Raw genomic sequence first — 19,501 nt, 5'->3', positions numbered from 1 at the left:
GGAGACGGACCTGCGACTGGCCCGGCACGCCGACGTCATGGTCGGCGCCCTGGGCCTGGCCGGGGCGTATCCGGGGGCGTCGCGGGTCGAAGTACGACCACCAGGAGGGCTCCCCCGGCCGTGGTTCTGCGCGCCCGGCCGGTCGCCGGGGTCGGCGCGGCGCACGGGACGACGTCGCCCGCGGCAGCGGTCGCGTTCCCGTACAGCTGTCCCGGTGTCATCAGCGTCGCCCTCGGCACGCGGACTGCGGAACAGGTCGAACGGAACGCGGGACTCCGCCGTCAGCACCTCCCCGAGGCTCTCCGGGACGATCTCCGCCCTCCCCTGGACACGAGGGCCGGGGGCGGGCGGGCAGCGCCGGCCCTGCGGGGCGGAGCAGACGGCCCACCGCGCTCCTCGGCACCGCCGCAGGGCCCGGCACCGGCCCGTGTGAGCACCTGCCCCGGCGCGCGGTCCGCCCTGCCCTACGGGAGGGGACGGGCGGCACGGATGCCGCGGGGGGACATCCCGAGTTCACGACGGCAGGTCTTGTTGAACGCCTGCAGGTCGGGAATGCCGACCGAGGCGGCGACGGCGGGAATGGAGAGCGTGGTGGCGCGCAGGAAGTGCCGCGCCCGCTCCATCCGCCGGGCCCGGATGTAGCCGACCACCGTCTCCCCCGTGGCGCCCCGGAACAGCCGCGTCAGGTGGTTGTGGGAGACACCGACCGCCTGCGCGATCTCCGGCACCGTCAGGGGACCGCTCAGCCGCGCCTCGATCAGGGCCACCGCGGCTGCCACCGCGGGGTGGACGGTCTGCGCGCTCCGCTCCCGTGGCGGGGTGAGCGTGGCGATTCGCCACAAGGCACCCCACACCTCGGCGACCGCCCGCGACGGCGTGTGCGGCCAAGCGGCCAACGCCTGTTGCAGCTGCACGGTGAGCAGATCCAGTTCCGGACCGGCCTGCTGGATCACCGGGATGCTCGTGGCGGCTCCCCCGCGTCCCAGCCGGAGGTGGACGTAGAGGTGCTCGGAGCGGCCCCGGTAGCGGTAGCGGACCTCGGTCCCGGGCGGTACGAGGCTGACCCGGCCGGGACGGATCGAGTGCTCGGTACCGTCGACCGTCAAGCCGGCCTCGTAGCCGTACAGATGGAGCTGCCACAGGTCCGGCAGCGAGAACACGTCCACGTGGCCGGCCGGCCCGTGCACGGCGATGCCGACGGCGGCGAGTTCCGGCGGCTCGTCGAGATGGGCGATGGCCGTACGCATGGTCCCGTGTTCTACCACGGCGTCCGCAGCCCGATCCAGGGTCGTGAACCTCGTTCACCACAGGGCTGCATGGTGAGAATCGACCACAACAGGGTGAACCCGGCCCACGCGGCGGGGCTGCGGGCAGGCCTAGCGTGGCCGGCATGGAGAACGAACAGGAACTGCTCAGCTCAGTACAGATGGCGCGCTTCGTCGCGCGCGGATCGCTGCGGCTGGACGCGGTGGTACCGGCGGAGCTGAACGCCGAGGGTCTGAAGGTGCTGGCCGACGGCATGCCGCCGGTGCCGTACGGGACGCCACTGTCCGCGGCCTACCCCGAAGGCTCGTTCGTCCGCAGGATGCTCGAACTGCCGCGGGTCGCCGGGGCGCTCCGCAGCCTGGTCGGCCCCGAGCCGTGGGTGGACCACCACTTCGTGCACACGCGCGAACCGCGCGGCGGCGACGCCCAGGCGTTGCACGGGGATGCCATCATCGACGTCCGGCAGGACGCGTTCGACGTGCAACTGATGTACTACCCGCAGGCGGTGACGCTGGAGATGGGCGGCACCCTGAGCGTGCCGGGAAGCCATCTGCGCCGGACCAACGAGTCGGACACCGGCCGGTACCAGAACCTGCGCGGCCAGGACCGGCTGGTCTGCCCGGCCGGGACGGTGGTGTTTCTGCACCACGGCCTCTGGCACGGGGGCAGGCGCAACGACAGCGACACGCTGCGCTACATGTTCAAGATCCGCTTCAATCCGACGGTACGCCAGCAGCGGCTGTGGGACACCTCGGACCTCCACGATCCGCGGGTCAACGCGGAGTTGGACGTGATGTTCCCGTGGTACGAGGGGGCGACCGGTCGCCTGGAGCGGTACAACCGCATCCTGCTGTGGCGGGCGCTGACCGGCGACGACGGCTACGACCTCGACCACTGGGTGACCAGGGTCTCCAACCGCCCCGAGGGGAAGGCGTCATGACGACCGGCACGACGACCACGACCGACTCGGCCCGGCAGCAGGTACTGGTGCTCTACCTGTCCAGTTCCGCACTGGACTCCTCCGTCGTCGGCTGGGCGAGGTACGACGGCACCGGCCGCACCTCTCCCACCACCGGCGACAGCGACGAGCCGCCGTACGGGACGGGAGTGGCGGCGCTCCGGGACGGCTGGCGACTGTTCCAGGCCGCCCAGCTGATCCCGCCGTACCCCGGCCACGAGTACGACGTGTCCTTCCTCAAGCACGAGTTCTTCTTCGAACGGATCGTCGACGCTCCGGCGCCATGACGCGCTCCCCGGGCGCGGCGCTGTGGGTCCCGTCCCTGCCGTGAACAGCTCGCCCGCACGGCGCCCGACGGCCGGCCCACCGCCCGACAGCCGACCGTTCCTTCCTGCTCAGGCCGCAGAGGAGGTCAACCGGGCCGCGACGTCGGCGCCTTCCCGTACGAAGACCGGGATGTGCTCCAGCGGGGCTTCGGCGTCGAGCGTCGTGCCGCCCTCCAGCACACCGCCGGTGGCCGGGTCGAGCCAGCGGGTGCCGGAGGGCAGGTACACCCGGCGGGACCGGACGCCAGCCTCGTACACGGGTGCCACCACCAGATCGGGGCCGAGCAGGAACTGGTCGTCCACCTCCCAGGCGCGCTCGTCCTCGGGGAAGCCGAAGAACAGCGGTCGCATGGGCGGGGCGCCGGTGCGGTGGGCCTCCTCGGACAGGCCGTGCAGGTACGGGCGCAGGCGCTCGCGCAGCGACAGGTGGTCGCGGAGGATGCCGTACGCCTCCTCGCCGTACGACCAGACCTCGTTGGGCCCGCCGGTCATGTCGGTGGAGAAGGCCGGGAAGTGGGGCTCGCGGTCGCCGTGCAGCCGCATGACGGGGCAGAAGGTGCCGTACTGGAACCACCGGATCAGCAGCTCCCGGTACCCGGGGTCGTCCGGGTCGCCGCCGAAGAAGCCGCCGATGTCGGTGTTCCACCAGGGGATGCCGCTCATCGCGACGTTCAGTCCCGCCCTGATCTGGCGCCCGAGGGAGTCGAAGGTGGTGGGGATGTCGCCGGACCACAGCAGGGCCCCGTGCCGCTGGCTGCCCGCCCAGGCGGAGCGGACCAGCGACAGCGGCCGGTCCTCGCCCGCCGCGCGCAGACCCTCGGCCACGCCGCGGACGTGCTCCAGCGGGTAGAGGTTCGCGGCCTCGGCGGCCGGCCCGGCCGCGTAGACGGCGCGCTCGGCGATGCCCGGGGGGATGTCGGGCTCGCAGGCGTCCAACCAGAAGCAGGCCACGCCCAGCGAACGGTAGTTGTCGTTCAGCCGCTGCCACAGCGCGGCGCGGGCTCCGGGGTGGGTGGCGTCGTAGTACGCCATCGGGCGGATCAGCGCCTCGCCGCTGTACCGGGACGGCCACGGGAAGGTGAGCAGGCCGCCGCCCGCGTCCCGCACCAGGTGTCCGGACGAGCGCATCCCGTCGTACGCGTCGCTGCCGGGCTCGACGGTGGGCCACACCGAGACGGCGAGCTTCACCCCGAGGTCCGACAACTCCTTGGCCATGGCGGCGGGATCGGGCCACTCGCTCGCCTCGAAACGCCAGTCACCCATCCTCGGCCAGTGGAAGAAGTCGCAGACGATGACGGACAGCGGCAGTCCACGTTCCTTGTACTCGCGTGCCACCGCAAGGAGTTCGTCCTGGGTGCGGTAGCGCAGCCTCGACTGCCAGAAGCCCGAGGCCCATGCGGGGAGCAGGGGCGGCCGTCCGGTGGCCCGGGTGTAGGAGTCCAGGATCCGGGCCGGGGTGTCGCCGGCGGTGATCCAGTAGTCGATGCGCCCGCCCGCGTCGGCGGTCCACCGGGTGGCGTCGGCGCCCAGTTCGACCCGGCCGGTGGCGGGGTTGTTCCACAGCAGTCCGTAGCCGCGCGATGAGTGCAGGAAGGGGACGGCGGCGACGGTGTTGGACTGGACGAGGTCGATCACGCAGCCCTTCTGGTCCAGGCGCCCGTGCAGGTGCTGCCCCAGGCCGTGCAGCCGTTCGCCGTCGTACGCCTCGAAGGACTGTTCCGTCCTGCCGCCCGGCGCGTGCACGCGGGGGCCGGCGTGGTGCGTGTCCGGCTTCCGCTCGGCGAGGAGTTCGCGGCCCGACGCGGCGTCGCGGAACCTCAGCCGGCCGTCCGCCGAGGCCTCGACGGCGATGCGGCCGTTGACCAGGCGGGCGCTTCCGTCGTCCGTGACGGACGGTTCGGCGTGCGGGCAGGGCGAGGGGGCCTCCAGGGCGCCGGGGGCGGCGGGGTCGATCGTCCCGGACGCGGCACGCACCCGCAGGGCGTCCGGTCCCCAGGGCTCGATGCGGAGGACTTCTGCGCCGGTGTGCCGTTCCAGGCCGCCCGCGCGGATGCTGTAGGACAAGGGTGGTTCCTCCGTTCACGTGGCCAACGGGTGCGGGCGGATGCCCGGGTGCTTGTGGAGCGGCGGCTACCCCAGCGACCGGAGCCCGGCGACCGCCTCGGAGAGCATTCGGCGGCAGAACCCGAGGTGGTCCTCGCCGAAGCCGCGCGGGGCGCATTCCACGACCAGCAGCAGGCCCAGGTAGAGCCGGTAGAGGGCCTCTCGGTGACGGCGGGTCGACTCGGGTCCGAGGCTTCCGCCGGCTTCGGCGTAGCCGGCCAGGAGCGGGCTGTCCGGGCCGGTACCGCCTCCGAAGGCGAGGGAGACCAGTTCTGCCGCCGGGTCGCCCCAGAACGCCCGCTCGTGGTCGATGAGACCGGTGATCCGGGCCTGCCCGGCGTCACCGGGCCGGACGAAGATGTTGCCCGGCCAGAGGTCGAAGTGCACCAGCCGTGCTTCGGTGACCTCGTCCAGCGCGTACCCGCCCTCGTGCACCAGCGCGCGGATGTCCCGGGCCGGTACGGCCAGTGGCGAGTGCCAGCGGTCGGCGTCCTCCAGCAGCGCCTCGACCATGGCGGTGAAGGCCGTGCGCCAGTCGGCGGCGGACAGGCCGGACGCCGCGGCCGGGTAGCCGAAGCGGCCGTCCGCCGGGGCCAGGGAGTGCAGTCGGGCGGTGATGCGGCCCAGCTCGTGGCGCAGGGCCTGCGCGGTGCCGGGCGCCAGGTGCTCGTCCGCCTTGTCCCACGGTGTTCCCTCCAGTGCGGACAGGACGATGAACTCCTCGTCCGCGTGGATCAGTTCGGGTGCCGGGACGGCGCCGGGCGGGAGTGCGGCGATCCGCCGGTAGACCATGGCCTCCGTTCCGAGGATGCCCCGCTCGTAGCGGAGGACGGGTGCGCCGGGCCGCGGGGCGATCTTGACGACGGCGGGCCGCCCGTCGTCCAGCCGGACGCGGTAGGCGCTGTTGAACCAGCCGTCGGTGAGTTCCTGTTCGAGCCGGCACCCCGTCCCGGCGGAGGCCCGCAGCAGGGCGTCGAGCGCGTCGGGCGTCAGGTGGCGTTTGGTGCGGCTCCGCACGGGCACCTCCGGGCGCCGGGTTCGGAAGGGGGAGCGGGGCCCGTACCCCTTGGGGTGGCCTGCCGGGGCCCCGCGTACGGGGCCGGCCTCAGACCGGGTAGGGCAGCTGCCTCAGGCCGGGTAGGGCAGCTCGGCCTCAGGGGTGCCGGCCGGACCGACGTGCAGGGCGCCGTCGGTGGCCGTCGGTGAACGTCACCGGGCGGTGCCCTCCGTCCGCGCACGGTGCGCGGCGATCAGGCGCCGGTACCAGTGGTAGCTGTCCTTGGGGGTTCGGCTCAGGGTGTCGTAGTCCACGCGGACCAGGCCGAAACGCTGCTCGTAGCCGCGGGCCCACTCGAAGTTGTCCAGCAGGGACCAGACGTAGTAGCCGCGCACGTCGACGCCGGCGGCGACCGCGTCGGCGACGGCGGCGAGGTGGCCGGCCAGGTAGTCGATCCGCTCCCCGTCGTGCACCAGGCCGTCCGGGGTGAGGCTGTCGGCCTCGGCGGAGCCGTTCTCGGTGATCCAGACCGGCGGGAGCCGCGGGTAGCGGGCGTCGAGGTCGCGGAGCAGTTCGGTGAACGCGGACGGCACGACGGGCCAGCCCATGGTGGTGAGCCGGGTGCCGTACGGATCGGTCTCGGCGACGCCGATGTCCGTGGCGGTGCGCAGTTCGAGGTTCTCCGCGCGATGCGGGGCGGCCCCGACGGTGACCGGCCGGTAGAAGTTGATGCCGACGAAGTCCATTGGCGCGCCGATGAGTTCGAGGTCCCCCGGGCGACGCCATGGGCCGTCGGCCAGGCCCTCCCAGGTCTCGGCCTCGTACTCGGGGTAGCGCCCCGCGAACAGCGGCTCGGTCCAGACCTCGTTGTGCAGCACCTCGGCCCGGCGCAGCGCGGCCAGGTCCTCGGGCCGGTCGGAGGCGGCGTGCAGGCGATCGAGGTTGAGGGTGATGCCCACCTCGCGGGCACCGGCGGCGCGCAGCTCCCGCACGGCCAGCCCGTGGCCGACCAGCAGGTGGTGGGCGGCCGCCAGGGCGCCCCGGCCCTCCCGGGCGCCGGGCGCGTGCCGGCCCTCGGCGTAGCCGACGAAGGCGGAGCAGAACGGCTCGTTGAGGGTGATCCAGCGCTCGACCCGGTCGCCGTAGCGGTCGGCGGCGACGTTGGCGTACTCGGCGAAGGCCTCGGCGGTGGACCGCAGCCGCCAGCCGCCGCCCGCGGCGGAGCCGCTGTTCGACGGGGTCTCCAGGGCCTGCGGCAGGTCCCAGTGGTAGAGGGTGGCGGCGGGCGCGATCCCGGCGGCCAGCAGTTCGTCGATCAGCCGGTCGTAGAAGTCCAGGCCCTTCGGGTTGAGCGGGCCGGTGCCCTGCGGCAGCAGACGCGACCAGGAGATCGAGAAGCGGTAGCCGTCGACGCCGAGCTCGCGCAGCAGGGCGACGTCCTCGGGGTAGCGGTGGTAGTGGTCGCAGGCGGTGTCACCGGTGGCACCGCCGAGGGTGCGGCCCGGGGTGTGGCTGAAGGTGTCCCAGATGGACGGGCCCCGGCCGTCCTCGTCGTGGGCGCCCTCGACCTGGTAGGCGGCGGTGGCCGCGCCGAACCGGAAGCCGGGCGGCAGTTCCGGGAAGGCCTGGGTAGTCACGTCACCTCATGGGGTCGCTGGGAGTTCGGGTACGGGTCGCGGCGGTGCGGTCACCACGTCGCCGTCAGCCCGCGCTCGCGCAGCCGGGCCAGTTGGACGGGCGGGGTGCAGTCGAAGCGCCTCGACGCTGACACGACCCGTACGGACCTGTCAACCACTCCGGGAAGCAGCGGATTCCGTCGTGTCCAGCCCCTTGCCCAACTGCTGACGCGTCGTTAGTCTCGCCGGAACATTCAAGCGCTTCGACACTTCGGCGAGGAGGGGCCGCACCACTATGCGGATCCGGGTCGAACCGCAGGATCGGCGATCCCCGCGGCATCACCGCCGGGACTGCACGGCCGACGTCAGCGCGCTCTGCTGTCACCGCCGCCACCGCCGTCACGGCGCTCTCCTGCCCGGTCGGCCACTGGATGGCGGTCGTGCCCCTCACCCTGGTACCACTGGTGATCGTGTACCCGTTCGTACGGAAGCACCTGCGCACCGGCGTCCGCACCGGCGCGATCAAGGGCTGAGCAGTCCGCACCAGGCCCCACGGGCCCCACGCACCGGAGCCGTCCCTCCTCGGGCCTCCTCCACCGCACGAACGGGAACGCGCCCCACCCGAACCGACACGAAGGAAGCACACCCATGGTGACACTCGCCGATGTGGCCAGGCACGCCGGCGTCTCGTCCAGCACGGTCAGCTACGCCCTCAGCGGCAAACGCCCCATCTCCGACGAGACCCGGCTCCGCATCGAGCAGGCCGTCACCGACCTCGGCTACCACCCCAACGCGGGTGCCCGCGCCCTCGCCGGCAAGCGTTCCCACATCATCGCGCTGGTCGTGCCGCTCAACCCCGAGGTGCACGTGCCCACCATGATGGAGATCGCCATCGCCGCCACGGTCACCGCCCGCGAACACGGCTACGACGTCCTCCTGCTCACCAACGACGAAGGCCCCGAGGGCCTCCGCCGCGTCACCGCCACCGGACTCGCCGACGGCGTCATCCTCATGGACGTCCGCCTCGACGACGACCGCATCCCCGTCCTCCACAGCCAGAACATTCCCGCCGCACTCATCGGCCTGCCCGACGACCCCGCGGGACTGTCCTGCGTCGACCACGACTTCGCCACCGCCGGCGCCATGTGCGCCGATCATCTCGCCGACCTCGGCCACCGCGACATCGCCTTCATCGGCTACAGCAACACCGTCTACCAACGCCACGCCGGCTATGCCCAGCGCACCCTCGACGGCTTCCGCACCCGCGCCCGACAGCGCCGGCTCCGCACCGTTCACCGCCCTTGCGAGGGCACCTACGAGAGCACCGCCGGCACCCTCGCCCGCATCCTCGCCGACCGCCCCGACACCACCGCCTTCGTCGTCCAGAACGAAACCGCCATCGGCCCCCTCCTCAGCCTCCTGCGCGCCAGCGGACGGACCGTACCGGAGGACACCTCCGTCATCGCGATCTGCCCCGACCCGCTGGCCGAACAGCACTCCCCCCGTCTCACCTCCGTCACCGGCCCCCGGAAGGACCTCGGACAGATCGCCGTCGAACAGGTCATGGCACGGATCACCGCGACCGCGACCGGCAACCGACCCGAGGACCAGCTCCACCTCATGGCACCGGAACTGATCATCCGCGAAAGCACCGCCCCGGCCCCGCAGCACGCCTGACACCGACTCAGGGAGGTGCCGCGAACGATGATCGGGGCCCTGACCGACGTCCTGGACGACCCCCCGGTACCCGCCGACCGGCCACCCTCCGTCGGCGCCTGGGGCGTACGGGGCCTCGCCGCGCAGTGAACGCCGAGGGGGCGGTGGGCCCACCGGGCCCACCGCCCCCTCACCTGCCGTCCGCTGCCCGGTGACTCGGCCTCCCGGCTGCTCGGCCTCCCGGCTACTCGGCTACTCGGCCGAGAAGCGGTACACCGTCATCGAGCGGAACTCCTCCCCCGGGCGCAGAACGGTGGAGGGGTACTCGGGGCGGTTCGGCGAGTCCGGGTAGTGCTGGGTCTCCAGCGCGATGCCCGCGTACCTGCGGTAAGGGCGGCCGGACGGACCGCTCAGCGCGCCGTCGAAGTGGTTGCCGGTGTAGACCTGCAGTCCCGGCTCCGTGGTCAGGCACTCGACCCGTCGCCCGCTGGCCGGGTGGCTCAGGACGGCGACCCGCCGCAGGCCGCTCCCGTTCAGGACGAAGTTGTGGTCGAAGCCGGCGCCGGCCCGGCGGATCTGCTGGTCCGGATCGGTGACGAGGTCCCCGATGCGCCGGGCCTCGCGCAGGTCGAAGGGCGTGCCCAGGAGGCGTGCCGCGGGCCCGGCCGGGATCAGCTCCGCGTCCACCGGGAGGTAGCCGCGGGCGTCGACACTCAGCAGGTGGTCGAGCACCGTGCCGTTGCCCTCGCCGGCCAGGTTGAAGTACGCGTGGTTGGTGAGGTTGACCACCGTCGGGGCGTCCGTGGTCGCCCGGTAGCCGATCCGCAGCTGCCCGGCCGGGTCGAGCAGGTAGGTCACCTCGACGGTGAGCGCCCCCGGAAACCCCTGGTCGCCGTCGGGGCTGTGCAGACGCAGGCGGACTCCGGCCCGTCGGCCCTCGCGGACCGGCACGCCCTCCCAGAGCCGGGTGGCGAAGCCGTCCCGCCCGCCGTGCAGGGTGTGGCCGGTCTCCTGGGTGCTGAGCCGGTGCGTCTTGCCGTCGAGCGGCAGCACGCCGCCGGCGATCCGGTTGGCGTAGCGGCCGACCGTCGCTCCGAAGTAGGCGCCCTCCCCCAGCAGGTCGCCGAAGCGCTCGCAGCCGAGGACGACGTTGGACCGCCGCCCTTCCCGGTCCGGCACGTGCAGGGCCTGGAGGCGGGCGCCCAGGCTGAGCACCTCCGCCCGCACGCCCGACGGCGAGCCGATCGTCCAGCGGATGACGGACCGACCGTCCGGCAGGGTACCGGCCACCCCTTGGGAGACCGTCAGTTCGCCCGGGGACACGAGTGCGTCGTTCGGCACGGGGTTGCTCCGTTTCTTCCCGGACTGCGGGAGAGCGGCGACGCCCGCCCGTGCGGGCGGGCGTCGGACGTCCGGTGGTGCGAGTGGTGCGGGTGGTGCGGGTGGTGCGGGTGGTGCGGGTGGTGCGGGGTGGTGCGGGTGGTGCGGGGTGGTTCAGGTGGTGCGGGGTGGTTCAGGTGGTGCGGATGGCGCTCGCCGTGGGGCTCAGAACCCCTGGGCCAGGCGGTGGTAGGCCTGGTTCCAGCGCAGTTCCTTGGTGAACCGGCGGATGTCGGTGTCGTCGTCGATCACCAGCAGCTCCACGGCGAGCATCTCGGCGAGGTCCTCCAGTTCCTCGGCGCCCACCGCGCTGGAGAGCACGGTGTGGTGCGGAGCACCGGCCGTCAGCCACGCCTCGGTGGAGGTGCGCAGGTCCGGGCGCGGCTTCCAGACCGCGCGGGCGACCGGCAGGTGGGGCAGCGGCTCCGGCGGCGCGACGACCTCCACCTCGTTGGCGACCAGCCGGAACCGGTCGCCGAGGTCCGCGAGGCCGACCACGACCGCCGGACCGGGCTCGGCGTCGAAGACCAGGCGGACCGGGTCCTCGCGCCCGCCGATGGACAGCGGGTGGATCTCGCAGGACGGGATGTCGGCGGCGATGCTCGGGCAGACCTCCAGCATGTGCGCGCCGAGGATCAGCTCACGGCCGGGCTCCAGGTGGTAGGTGTAGTCCTCCATGAAGGAGGTGCCGCCGGCGAGCCCGGCGGAGGTCACCTTGAGGGTGCGCAGCAGGGTCGAGGTCTTCCAGTCGCCCTCGCCGCCGAAGCCGTAGCCGTCGGCCATCAGCCGCTGCACCGCGAGGCCGGGGAGCTGGCGGAGCCCGCCGAGGTCCTCGAAGTTGGTGGTGAAGGCCTTGAAGCCGCCCTGCTCCAGGAAGCCGCGCAGACCGAGTTCGATCCGGGCCGCGTAGCGCAGCGACTCGTGCTGCTCCCCACCGGCCCGCAGCGCCCGGGCGAGGCGGTAGCTGTCCTCGTACTCCTTGACCAGGGCGGTGACGTCGTTCTCGTCCGCGGCCTCCACGGCGGCGACGAGGTCGTTGACGCCGTAGGTGTTGACGGAGACGCCGAAGCGGAGCTGGGCCTCGACCTTGTCGCCCTCGGTGACGGCGACGTCGCGCATGTTGTCGCCGAAGCGGGCGAGCTTGAGGCTGCGCAGCTCGGCGCGGCCGGCGGCGGCGCGGGCCCAGGAGCCGACCCGGGCGGAGACGGCGGGGTCACTGACGTGCCCGGCGACGGTCTTGCGGGCGACGCCGAGGCGGGACTGGACGAAGCCGAACTCGCGGTCGCCGTGGGCGGCCTGGTTGAGGTTCATGAAGTCCATGTCGATGGACTGCCAGGGCAGGTCGACGTTGGCCTGGGTGTGCAGGTGGAGCAGCGGCTTCTGCAGGGCGTCGAGCCCCGCGATCCACATCTTCGCCGGGGAGAAGGTGTGCATCCAGGCGATCAGGCCGATGCAGTCGTCCGCGGAGTTGACCTCCAGGCAGATCCGGCGGATGGCGCTCGCGTCCGTGAGGACGGGCTTCCAGACCACCTCGACCGGCACTGCCGACTCTCGGTTCAGGGCTTCGGCGATCCGCTGGGACTGCTCCGCGACCTGGCGCAGCGTGTCCTCGCCGTAGAGCCCTTGGCTGCCGGTCAGGAACCAGACCTGGCGTCCGTCCGATGACTTCTTCACGGGGTGGCTCCTTACCGGGCCTGGGGCTGGCCGTAGACGTTCTGGTAGCGGTAGTTGAGGCTGTCGATGTCGGCCTGGGCGATCGGCAGGGGTTCGCCGAGCTGGCGGGAGAGGTGGACGGTGCGGGCGACGTCCTCGCACATCACGGCGGCCTTGACGGCGGCCTTGGCGTCCTTGCCGATGGTGAAGACACCGTGGTTCTGCATCAGGACTGCGGGTGAGCGGTGGCCCTTGAGGGTGTCCACGATGCCGCGGCCGATCGAGTCGTCGCCGATCAGGGCGAACGGGCCGACCGGGATCTCCGCGCCGAACTCGTCGGCCATCGCGGTGAGGACGCAGGGGACGGCCTCGCCGCGGGCCGCCCAGGCGCAGGCGAAGGTGGAGTGGGTGTGGACCACTCCGCCGACCTCGGGCATGTGGCGGTAGACGTAGGCGTGCGCGGCGGTGTCGGAGGAGGGCGCGTGCTCGCCCTCGACGACGTTGCCGTCCAGGTCGCAGAGGATCATGTTCTCGGGCGACAGGTCGTCGTAGGAGACGCCGCTGGGCTTGATGACCAGCAGGTCCTCCCCGGGGACGCGGGCGGACACGTTTCCGGCGGTCCAGACCACCAGGTTGTAGCGGACCAGTTCGCCGTGCAGGTCGCTGACCTGGCGGCGGATGAGGTCGATGGTCGCGTTCACAGGTCCTCGCTCGGAGTGGTGAGGGCGGCGTTGCGGATGTCGCGCAGGCGGTGCAGCAGCTTGTCGGCGCCGAGGCCGAAGTGGTCGTGCAGGGCGCGGTATTCGGCGAAGAGGCGGTCGTAGGCGTCGGCGGCGGCCCGGTCGGGGCGGTAGGCGTCCTTCTGCACCCGGCCCATCGCGGCGGACGCGGTCCGCACGTCCGGGTAGGCCCCGGCGGCGACGGCGGCGTGGATCGCCGAGCCGAGCGCCGGGCCCTGCTCCGAGTCGGCCACCGAGACCGGGCGGCGCAGCACATCGGCGTAGATCTGCATCAGCAGGGCGTTCTTCTTGAGGCCGCCGGTGACGATGAACTCGGTCACCGGGACGCCGCCCTGTTCCAGGGCCTCGACGATGACCCGGGTGCCGAAGGCGGTCGCCTCCAGGAGCGCCCGGTAGACCTCCTCGGGGCGGGTGGCCAGGGTGAGCCCGGCGATCACCCCGGACAGGTGGTGGTCGACCAGGGTGGAGCGGTTGCCGTTCATCCAGTCGAGCGCCACCAGGCCGTGTCCGCCGACGGGTTGGGCGGCAGCCTTGCGGGTGAGGAGCTGGTGGGCGTTCTCACCGTTGGCCTCGGCCTCGGCCAGGTAGTCGGCGGGCAGGCCCTGGCGCAGCCACCAGGCGAAGATGTCGCCGACGGCGCTCTGGCCGGCCTCGTAGCCGTAGGAGCCGGTGACGATGCCGTCCTGGACCACGCCGCAGATGCCGGGGACGTCGGCAAGCGTCGCCCCGTTGACCACGTGGCAGGTGGAGGTGCCCATGATGGCGAGGAGCCGGCCGTCCTCGACGGCGCGGGCGGCCGGGGCGGCCACGTGGGCGTCGACGTTGCCTGCGGCGACGGCGGTGCCGACCGGGAGTCCGGTCCACTCGGCCGCCTGGGCGGTGAGCGACCCCACCCGGGTGCCCAGCGGGGAGAGCGGGTGCTCCAGGCGGGTGCGGGCGAAGTCGGCGAAGTCCGGGTGGAGCGCGGCGAGGTAGTCCTCGCTCGGGTAGGTCCCGTCCTGGAAGATTCCCTTGTAGCCGGCGGTGCAGGTGTTGCGGCTCTCGGCGCCGGTGAGCTGCCAGACGATCCAGTCGGCGGCCTCGATCCAGCGCTCGCAGGCGCCGTAGACGGCCGGGTCCTCCTCCAGCACCTGCAGTGCCTTGGCGTACTGCCACTCGGCGGAGATCTTGCCGCCGTAGCGGGAGATCCACTTCTCGCCGCGGGCGTGGGCCAGTTCGTTGATGCGGTCGGCCTGGGGCTGGGCGGAGTGGTGCTTCCAGAGCTTGGGCCAGGCGTGCGGGCGGGCGGCCCACTCGGGCGTCTCGGCCAGCGGCGTGCCGTCGGCGAGCACCGGCAGGACGGTGCAGGCGGTGAAGTCGGTCGCGATGCCGATGACCAGGGCGGGGTCCACGCCGGCGTCGGCGAGCGCGGCCGGGACGGCGGTGCGCAGCACCTCGCGCCAGTCCTCCGGGTGCTGCAGCGCCCAGTCCGGCGGGAGCCGGTGGCCGGTACCGGGCAGCTCCTGCTCGATGACCGCGTGCGGGTAGTCGTGGACGGCGGTGCCCAGCTCCTCCCCGTCGCGGACCCGGACGACGACCGCGCGGCCGGAGAGGGTACCGAAGTCGACACCGACGACGTAGCGGTCGTCCCGGTCGGCGTCGTGGGCGGCAGGGGTCACGGTCACGTGCTCATCCTTCGTACGGGAGGCCTGCGTTGGGCTGTCGCCGGCGCGGTCCTCGACCGGGGCAGGGCGCACCGCACCGGCGACAGGCTTCATTCCGCTACCCCACCCTCAAGGGGTAGCGGAACGGGGGCCGTCGGCCGGGCACCCGGAAGCGGGATGGGTGGCCCGGCCGGCGGAGTGGAAAGAGCGCTGTTATTAGCGCTCACGGAGATTGTTAACGCTAACAATCTGCATGTCAAGGGATGTGGACGGGGCGGAACCGAAGAGCTGGACGGGCACCGGCCGGCCGGTGCCCGTCCGGTGCACGCGGCCGCCGGCCGCCGGCTCAACGACGGACGGCCGGCCCCACACTGCGCCGCAGCACCAGCTCCGGGGAGACCTGCACCTGGGCCGGAGAGGACGCGGCACCCTCCAGCTCTCCGACGAGCAGCTCCAAGGCCCGTCTGCCGAGTTCGCCGAAGTCCTGCCGCACCGTGGTCAGTGGCGGGGTGAAGTAGGCGGCTTCCGGAATGTCGTCGAAGCCGATCACACTGATCTCCTGCGGGACGTGCCGTCCGGCCTCGTGGAAGGCCCGCAGCAGGCCGAGCGCCATGTGGTCGTTGGCGCAGAAGACGGCGGTGACGTCGCGCAGCCGCGCGATCCGCAGCCCCGCCTGGTAACCCGAGCGGGCGCTCCAGTCACCCCGTTCCACCTCGGGTACGGGGGCTCCGGCCGCCTGCAGCGTGAGGCGCCAGCCCTCCTCCCGGTCCTGGCTCTCCAGCCAGTTGGCCGGCCCCGCCAGGTGGTGCACGGTGCGGTGGCCCAGGTCCAGCAGGTACCTGGTGGCCTCTCCCGCGCCGTACCGGTTGCTCACCGAGACCATGGGCACCCGGGTCTGGTCGCCCGAACCGACCGCGACGATCGGCACCGAACTGGAGAGCCGGGCCACCGCGCTGACCGACGAGATCTGCGGGGCGATCACCACGACGCCCTCCACCCCCTGGTCGCGCAGCCGGTCGACGGCCTCCTGGACCGAACGGCCGTCCAGGGAGCGCAGACTGCTCACGCTCACGAAGTACCCGGCGCTGCGCGCGGCCCGCTCGATGCCGTCCAGCATCGAGGCGGGACCGTAGAGGGTCGAGTCGAAGCTGATCACCCCGAGGGTCTGCGACCGGCGGGTGACCAGGGCCCGGGCCGCGGAGTTGGGCCGGTAGTCCAGTTCCCGTATGGCGGCCAGTACCCGGTCCCGGGTGTCCGGCCGGACGTGCGGGGCGCCGTTGAGCACCCGGGACACCGTCTGGTGGGATACACCCGCCAGTTTCGCCACGTCCGCCATCACGGGCTGGCGCTGTTCCGCCCCGGTGCTTTCGGTTCCCACTCGTCGTCCCCTCCTAGGCTGTTGACCACAGTACGCGACCAGGTCCGGGCCAATCCGTCACCCTCGGTTCAACCTGCGGTTTCTCTTCATACCAGTCTCTCAGGGCGGTGACATGTGCCAATATCGCCAAGTCGACGCTTCCAGCTCATCCGCGGGGGTGCATGTCCGGGCCTTCGGCCCGGTACGCAGCACACTCGGTGCACACGGTTCACGGGCGCGGGTCGAGGAGGAGCGGGTCGGTGAGGGCCGCCCATCGCAAGGCGGAGGAGGAAGTCCATGCGGTGGGGACAGGTCCCTGCCGGAGGCCGGACGGCGTCGCCCCGCAGGCGGGAGTTCGAGGACGGGCCCTGCCCCGGCTCCGCGCGCTCGCGGGGCCGGGGCAGGGCCGTGGCCGGGCCGGGCCGGCTCTGATGTGTTCTAGCCGAGGGTCCACTTCTGGTTGTCGCCGCCCCAGCAGCTCCACAGCTGGACGGGCGTGGCGTCGGCGGTGAGCGCACCGGCGACGTCCAGGCAGCGGCCGGACTGGACGCCGGTGACGCTGCCGTCCGAGTTGATCTGCCACTGCTGGTTGGCGCCGCCGTTGCACGGCCAGGTGACCACCTTGGTGCCGTCCGCCGTCCCCCCGCCGTAGGCGTCCAGGCACAGCGTGGTGCCGGAGATGTTCACCGTGAGCTGTCCGGCGGCGGTGCGGGTCCAGGTCTGGTTCGCCCCGCCGGAGCAGCCGTAGATCTGCGCCTGCACCCCGGGCGTGGTGGAGGCGCCCGGGACGTCCAGGCACTTGCCCGACCCGGTGCCCCGCAGTGCCCCCGTGCCGATCGCCGGGGCGTTGGCGTACCCGGCGGCGACGACGTTGGCCTGGACGGCGTTCTCGGTGGCCTCCGTCGGATAGCCGGAGGTCATCACGCCCTCGTAGAAGGTGCCGCGGGCGCCCTTGCTGTTGTCACCGCCGATGCCGAGGATGATCGCACCCTCCTTGTGCATCGGGTTGTAGCCCGAGGCGTTCGGGCGCGGCCCGGAGTAGAAGGTCGACAGTCCGCCGGACTGGGCGTCGCCGGCCCGGATCGCCCACTGGTTGGGCGCACCCTTGACCATGGCCGTCAGGTAGCGGTGGTTCACCGTCGGGTCGTTGGCGTTGTAGTGCGGGTCGGCCCCGGAGAACAGGCCGTTCTCCAGGTCGGCCATCACCCAGGGGCCGGGTCCGGAGCCGTAGCCCCAGACCTTGATGTTGCCGAAGTAGATCGCCTCCATGTGGCCGTTGCCGGTGTCGTTGCTGCTGGTCTCGGCATTGCCGTAGTCGAAGCAGCAACCGCCGTTGTAGTGGGTGCCGTCGAGGATCGCGTACATCCCCTCGGGCTGGTCCCCGGTGGCGACGCCCGAGGTGTGGTTGTTGCGGTAGCCGGTGCCCGGTGCGACGTACACGCCGTAGGCGCGGTGGCCGTTCAGCGTGGTGGGCGCCAGGGTCGCGTCGGCGAGGTTGTCCGGGCCGCCCGCGGCCCCGCCGCCGGGGGCCTGGGTGAGGTGGTTGCCCCGCCCGCTCTGGTCGTAGATGACGGTGATCACGCAGCTGGTGCCGGCGCAGAACGAGTCCTGGGCGGCGGCGTCGGCGTAGCCGCCGGCACTCAGCGGCCCGATGTCCCGCAGCGCCTGGTCCGACGCACGCCGGACCTGGTACAGAGCCCCGCTGTAACCGCCGTACAGCGCGCGGGTGGTGCTGTGCGCGGCCACACAGGGCGTGCCGCCGGCGGCATAGAGGTCGCACGGCCCCTGGGCGGCCGCCTGGGCCACGCCGCTCGTAGCGGTGGCGCCGGCCAGGGCGCCGACGAGGACGGCCAGCGCCGCCCCGGCCCGGGCGAGGCTGCGCAGCGCGCCGCGCCTCCGGGTCGTCCCGTTGTTCTCACTCATGGTGTCTCCCTGCTCATCGTCGAACGCGGCCGAAGGGAAGGTGAGCGCTAACAATCCGCACCGCGGCAGCGGGTGGCGGCCGTGGCGGGAGGTGGAGGTTCCTGGCCGGTGACAGTGCCCGCCCGGACCGCGCCCCGTCAAGACCTTCGACATCTCGCGCCGGACGCCGCCCCCCGGAAGGCCGCGCTCCGGGATCCGAGATCCGATCTTCCGTCATGTACCGCTGCGGACAAGGCGCTTGAGGACGACCAGGACCGGCGCCCCACCGTCCCGACAGCGCGGCTTCATCTCGGGCAGCCAAGGCTCAGGGCGTCACCTCCGGCGGCTCCGGCGACCGCGCCTCCGGCGGCACCGGCCACTTCCGACCCGTCAACCCGACCCTCGACGCCTACGGCCCGACCCTCGCCACCGGCTGCCCCCCGGGCCGGCAGGCGCCCGCTCCCCGAGCTCAGCGGGAGGCGGGCGCCTCGCCATCTCGGCCTCGATCCTCAAGCGCCGTTCACAGAACGTTCACCCCGGGCCGCTCCGGAGCACCCGGCGGAGCCGGCGCACGCACCCCGATTGACCGGCTGTCGGTACATCGCGATCCAACGGTGACCCAAGGGCCCTTGACGCCGGTCTTGTGAGCGTTAACACTTCATTTCACGCCAGGTCAGAGGTACCTCCACCCCGACGCCCAACAGCGTGAGGAGACCGCTCCGACCGGCCCTGCCCGACCACTCCCAGTCGCCCAGTCAGGGGTGCGCTGTCCCGGTCGCGGATCATCACCATGGAGGAATCACGTGCGGAAGCTTTCAGCGGGTCTCGTCGCGGTGGGCCTGACGCTCTCGTTGGCGGCCTGCGGCCAGAGCTCCAACGGAGTCGGCGACGGGGCCGCCAAGGGCGACGCCAAGGGCGGACTCATCGGCATCGCGATGCCAACCAAGTCGTCGGCACGGTGGATCGACGACGGCAACAACATCGTCAAGGACTTCCAGGCCAAGGGCTACAAGACCGATCTCCAGTACGGCGACAACGTCGTGGAGAACCAGGTCTCCCAGGTCGAGAACATGATCACCAAGGGCGCCAAGCTGCTGGTGATCGCCGCGATCGACGGCTCCTCCCTCACGAACGTGCTGCAGAAGGCGGCCGACGCCCACATCCCGGTCATCTCCTACGACCGGCTGATCCGCGGCACCCAGAACGTCGACTACTACGCGACCTTCGACAACTTCAAGGTCGGCGTCCTCCAGGGCCAGTACATCGCCGACAAGCTCGGCCTCAAGGACGGCAAGGGCCCGTTCAACATCGAGCTGTTCGCCGGCTCGCCGGACGACAACAACGCGGGCTTCTTCTTCAACGGCGCGATGAGCGTCCTCAAGCCGTACATCGACCAGAAGAAGCTGGTCGTGCAGAGCGGGCAGACCGACTTCAACCAGGTCGCCACGCTGCGCTGGGACGGCGGCGTCGCCCAGTCCCGGATGGACAACCTGCTGAGCAAGGCCTACACCAACGCCCACGTCGACGCCGTGCTCTCGCCGTACGACGGCATCTCGATCGGCATCCTCTCCTCGCTCAAGGGCGTCGGCTACGGCTCCGCCAAGTCCCTTCCCATCGTCACCGGCCAGGACGCCGAGCTGGCCTCGGTGAAGTCGATCATCGCGGGCGAGCAGACCCAGACCGTCTACAAGGACACCCGCCAGCTCTCCAAGGTCACCGTCCAGATGGGTGACGCGCTGCTGACCGGCGGCAAGCCCGAGGTGAACGACACCACCCAGTACAACAACGGCGTGAAGGTGGTCCCGGCCCAGCTGCTCCAGCCGGTCAGCGTCGACAAGGACAACTACCAGAAGATCCTGGTCGACAGCGGTCAGTACACCGCGGACCAGCTCAAGTAGCCCGTG

14 protein-coding genes are annotated in these 19,501 nt (G+C 72.2%); 4 read left to right on the top strand and 10 right to left on the bottom strand.

Going from position 1 to position 19,501, the window contains the following annotated elements:
* Positions 1–464 precede the first annotated feature (464 nt).
* On the bottom strand, positions 465–1,247 hold the full coding sequence (locus ACIRVF_RS05275) for a helix-turn-helix transcriptional regulator (protein ID WP_402813940.1): 783 nt from the start codon (positions 1,245–1,247) through the stop codon (positions 465–467).
* Between the two features lie 143 nt (positions 1,248–1,390).
* Between ACIRVF_RS05275 and ACIRVF_RS05270 the strand changes: the two genes are divergently transcribed.
* Positions 1,391–2,206, top strand: coding sequence for a phytanoyl-CoA dioxygenase family protein (locus ACIRVF_RS05270; RefSeq protein ID WP_402813937.1), 816 nt, complete (start codon positions 1,391–1,393; stop codon positions 2,204–2,206).
* Positions 2,203–2,511: a hypothetical protein gene (locus ACIRVF_RS05265; RefSeq protein ID WP_402813934.1), complete on the top strand. Its 309-nt coding sequence runs from the start codon at positions 2,203–2,205 to the stop codon at positions 2,509–2,511. Before ACIRVF_RS05270 ends, ACIRVF_RS05265 begins: the two co-directional genes overlap by 4 nt.
* 108 nt (positions 2,512–2,619) lie before the next feature.
* On the opposite strand, the gene ACIRVF_RS05260 is transcribed toward ACIRVF_RS05265, so the two are convergent.
* The 3 genes from ACIRVF_RS05260 to ACIRVF_RS05250 all read right to left on the bottom strand — a co-directional run bounded on the left by ACIRVF_RS05260 (position 2,620) and on the right by ACIRVF_RS05250 (position 7,287).
* A complete protein-coding gene (locus ACIRVF_RS05260; RefSeq protein WP_402813931.1) occupies positions 2,620–4,614 on the bottom strand; it encodes a TIM-barrel domain-containing protein in 1,995 nt (664 codons plus the stop codon).
* Positions 4,615–4,680: 66 nt separating this feature from the next.
* Positions 4,681–5,670, bottom strand: a complete 990-nt coding sequence (locus ACIRVF_RS05255; protein WP_402813928.1) for a phosphotransferase family protein — start codon at positions 5,668–5,670, stop codon at positions 4,681–4,683.
* A 192-nt stretch (positions 5,671–5,862) separates the two neighbouring features.
* On the bottom strand, positions 5,863–7,287 hold the full coding sequence (locus tag ACIRVF_RS05250; RefSeq protein ID WP_402813926.1) for a GH1 family beta-glucosidase: 1,425 nt from the start codon (positions 7,285–7,287) through the stop codon (positions 5,863–5,865).
* A 627-nt stretch (positions 7,288–7,914) separates the two neighbouring features.
* Here ACIRVF_RS05250 and ACIRVF_RS05245 point away from each other — a divergent pair.
* Complete coding sequence (locus ACIRVF_RS05245; RefSeq protein WP_402813923.1) at positions 7,915–8,943, top strand: LacI family DNA-binding transcriptional regulator; 1,029 nt, start codon at positions 7,915–7,917, stop codon at positions 8,941–8,943.
* Between the two features lie 231 nt (positions 8,944–9,174).
* On the opposite strand, the gene ACIRVF_RS05240 is transcribed toward ACIRVF_RS05245, so the two are convergent.
* The 6 genes from ACIRVF_RS05240 to ACIRVF_RS05215 all read right to left on the bottom strand — a co-directional run bounded on the left by ACIRVF_RS05240 (position 9,175) and on the right by ACIRVF_RS05215 (position 17,618).
* Complete coding sequence (locus tag ACIRVF_RS05240; RefSeq protein ID WP_402813921.1) at positions 9,175–10,263, bottom strand: aldose epimerase family protein; 1,089 nt, start codon at positions 10,261–10,263, stop codon at positions 9,175–9,177.
* Between the two features lie 204 nt (positions 10,264–10,467).
* Positions 10,468–11,976, bottom strand: coding sequence for an L-arabinose isomerase (gene araA, locus ACIRVF_RS05235; RefSeq protein WP_402813918.1), 1,509 nt, complete (start codon positions 11,974–11,976; stop codon positions 10,468–10,470).
* A gap of 11 nt (positions 11,977–11,987) precedes the next feature.
* Complete coding sequence (locus ACIRVF_RS05230; RefSeq protein ID WP_402813916.1) at positions 11,988–12,656, bottom strand: L-ribulose-5-phosphate 4-epimerase; 669 nt, start codon at positions 12,654–12,656, stop codon at positions 11,988–11,990.
* On the bottom strand, positions 12,653–14,359 hold the full coding sequence (locus ACIRVF_RS05225) for a ribulokinase (protein WP_402813914.1): 1,707 nt from the start codon (positions 14,357–14,359) through the stop codon (positions 12,653–12,655). Before ACIRVF_RS05225 ends, ACIRVF_RS05230 begins: the two co-directional genes overlap by 4 nt.
* A 325-nt stretch (positions 14,360–14,684) precedes the next feature.
* Positions 14,685–15,716 carry a LacI family DNA-binding transcriptional regulator gene (locus ACIRVF_RS05220; protein ID WP_402813911.1) on the bottom strand — a complete coding sequence of 344 codons (1,032 nt, stop codon included), beginning with the start codon at positions 15,714–15,716 and terminating at the stop codon, positions 14,685–14,687.
* A 417-nt stretch (positions 15,717–16,133) separates the two neighbouring features.
* On the bottom strand, positions 16,134–17,618 hold the full coding sequence (locus ACIRVF_RS05215; protein ID WP_402813909.1) for an arabinofuranosidase catalytic domain-containing protein: 1,485 nt from the start codon (positions 17,616–17,618) through the stop codon (positions 16,134–16,136).
* Positions 17,619–18,400: 782 nt separating this feature from the next.
* Here ACIRVF_RS05215 and chvE point away from each other — a divergent pair.
* Positions 18,401–19,495: a multiple monosaccharide ABC transporter substrate-binding protein gene (gene chvE, locus ACIRVF_RS05210; protein WP_402813906.1), complete on the top strand. Its 1,095-nt coding sequence runs from the start codon at positions 18,401–18,403 to the stop codon at positions 19,493–19,495.
* Positions 19,496–19,501: the final 6 nt, after the last annotated feature.

The organism is Kitasatospora sp. NPDC101157 (assembly GCF_044768255.1).
Classification (GTDB): domain Bacteria; phylum Actinomycetota; class Actinomycetes; order Streptomycetales; family Streptomycetaceae; genus Kitasatospora.
Note: the sequence above shows the minus strand (reverse complement) of the source record. Positions and strands in the feature narration are given on the sequence as shown.

Coding starts and splice junctions, on each gene's coding strand:
- ACIRVF_RS05275 (WP_402813940.1), bottom strand. CDS start 1,247: ATGCGTACGGCCATCGCCCATCTCGACGAGCCGCCGGAACTCGCCGCC.
- ACIRVF_RS05270 (WP_402813937.1), top strand. CDS start 1,391: ATGGAGAACGAACAGGAACTGCTCAGCTCAGTACAGATGGCGCGCTTC.
- ACIRVF_RS05265 (WP_402813934.1), top strand. CDS start 2,203: ATGACGACCGGCACGACGACCACGACCGACTCGGCCCGGCAGCAGGTA.
- ACIRVF_RS05245 (WP_402813923.1), top strand. CDS start 7,915: ATGGTGACACTCGCCGATGTGGCCAGGCACGCCGGCGTCTCGTCCAGC.
- ACIRVF_RS05215 (WP_402813909.1), bottom strand. CDS start 17,618: ATGAGTGAGAACAACGGGACGACCCGGAGGCGCGGCGCGCTGCGCAGC.